At 74.4% G+C, this 710-nt stretch carries 1 protein-coding gene; it reads right to left on the bottom strand.

Going from position 1 to position 710, the window contains the following annotated elements:
• Positions 1-29: 29 nt before the first annotated feature.
• The coding region (locus ROTAS13_RS25430) for a class I SAM-dependent methyltransferase (RefSeq protein ID WP_139323620.1) at positions 30-710 on the bottom strand (681 nt) is incomplete at its 5' end.

Here is a 710-nt window from a genome sequence, read left to right as displayed (position 1 = left end):
CCTTACGGTGGAGCTGTGCGTAGATGTGATCAAGAGACAGCCTCGGCGAGCAGGGCGAGCGCATGGTCCGGATGATGGCGGTAGCGCATCCCCTCGCCCAGCGCATAGGGCGCCACCGCCCCCAGCTCGAGGCTGAAGCCGGCGACGCCGCCCTCCGACAGCGCCCCGGCGATTCCCGACAGGGCGGGGCGGAGGTCGCCCAGGTAGTTCAGCACGTCCGCCGCCGCCACGAGGCCGAAAGCCCTGGTCTGCCCTGGCAGGAAGCCCAGCAGGTCGGCCTCGTGCAGGGCGTCGTAGAGCCCCGTCCGCCCGGCCTGCTCCAGCATCCGGGGCGACAGGTCCACCCCCTCCAGGCGCCAGGCGAAGGGCTTCAGCGCGCGTCCGGACAGGCCGGTGCCGCATCCCAGGTCCAGCACCGCGTGGCTTCCATCCGCCGCCACCCCGGCCTGTCGCAGCAGGGCCGCCAGGGCATCGGGCGTGCGGTACTGAAGCTCTTCCACCAGATGCGCGTCGAAGCGCGGCGCGTAGCGGTCGAAGAGTTCGCGCACATAGGCGGCGGGCGCGCGGTCCGGGGCCGGGTCCTCGCCCAGCGCGGCCAGCAGGAAGCGGGCCTGTTCCGCCAGCTCCGGCGGCGCCTCCGCGATGGCCGCCCGCGCCTCCCGCCCCGCCCCTTCCCCGTCGCCGGCCTCGTGCAGCGCATGGGCCAGGGC

Origin of the sequence: Roseomonas sp. TAS13 (assembly GCF_001950415.1) — a bacterium.
Taxonomy (GTDB): domain Bacteria; phylum Pseudomonadota; class Alphaproteobacteria; order Acetobacterales; family Acetobacteraceae; genus Roseomonas; species Roseomonas mucosa.
The sequence above is the reverse complement of the archived record's forward strand: the minus strand, read 5'-3'. Positions and strand labels throughout refer to the sequence as shown.